The organism is Streptomyces sp. NPDC059455 (genome assembly GCF_042750115.1).
Taxonomy (GTDB): domain Bacteria; phylum Actinomycetota; class Actinomycetes; order Streptomycetales; family Streptomycetaceae; genus Streptomyces; species Streptomyces endocoffeicus.
On record NZ_JBHYVB010000492.1, the window covers coordinates 1 to 1,216 of the forward strand.

General features: G+C 64.5%; 1 protein-coding gene. It reads right to left on the reverse strand.

Features of this window, described 5'->3' with window-relative positions; translation table 11 throughout:
- On the reverse strand, nucleotides 1–1,153 hold a 1,153-nt coding region (locus ACFXB5_RS53775), incomplete at its 3' end, for an LLM class flavin-dependent oxidoreductase (protein WP_385223399.1).
- Between the last annotated feature and the right edge of the window lie 63 nt (nucleotides 1,154–1,216).

Genomic DNA, 1,216 nt, shown 5'->3' on the forward strand with positions numbered 1-1,216 from the left:
GGTTGTGCGTGTCGTTGAACTGGCGGAGTGCTTCTTCGTGGGCGGGGCGGGCGGCTCGGATCTCGGCGAGGATGTCGTCGGCCGGGCGCACGACGTTGCGGGGGTGCTTGAAGCGGGGGATGACGTACTTGCCGAAGAGTTCGATCGAGCGCATCAGCTGGTCGTGGGGCAGGCTGTCGACACGTAGGACGAGTGCTTCGACGCCCATGTCGGCGTATCGCTGTACGTGTTCGATGCAGTGCTCGGGGTCGCCGACCATGAAGCCCTGGGAGCGTTCGAACATGTACTCTTCGTCGTTGAAGTCGATGTCCTTGACAGCGCCCATGTAGGCGTAGTCCTTCGACAGCTTCGACAGGCGCTCATATGCGTCGGTGGACAGCTTGGCCATCTCGAACAGGGGCTTCGCCTCGAGGCGGGCCTGGGCGGTGGTCTCGGCGCAGTGCATACCACCGGCGACCGCGACCATCTTGCGCGGCGTGATCGGGTAGGGGTGGTTGGTGGCGGCGAGAGTGTCGTCGTAGAGCTTGACCATGTTCTCGACGAGGTCGAACCCGAGGTAGAGGCCGCCCATGATGGCGCCGATACCCATCGAGGCGGCCGTCTCGACCGAGCTCGGGCTGCCGGCGGCAGCCGAAATGGGCGGGTAGGGACCCTGCAGGGGCTTGGGGACCAGGCTGCGCGGCGGAACCTTGTAGTGCTCGCCCACGTAGGAGAACACGTCGTTGAGGAACGCGCTCCGGATCAGCTCGATGCCCTCACGCCACTGAGCCTTGTTCTCGGAAGGGTCCACCTCAAACGCGCGCAGGGCGAGTGTGGTGTTGCCGCGCCCGGTACCAAGCTCGACACGGCCGTTGGACAGGATGTCCTCGGTCGCCACACGCTCCGCGACGCGCAGCGCATGGTTCATCCGCGTCGGCAGCAGCGTCACCAGGTGGATGAACCGCATCCGGCTCGTCAGAGCCATCAGGTACGGGTAAAGCACCTCCGGAGCGGAGACCGAAGCCGTACCCAGAGCAACATGCTGCTCGGAACTGCCGAAGGCATCGAAGCCAACCCGCTCCGCAAGCAGAACCTCCTCCACCAGCTCCCGGTAGCGGTGCTCATGCGTAAGCCCGACCGGGGTGTCCCCCTCAGACATGAGGATGAAGTCCATACCGACCCTTCCGACGAATGTTAGTGAGCGATAACGTAGGTCGTAGCCCAGCCCAGGTCAAGG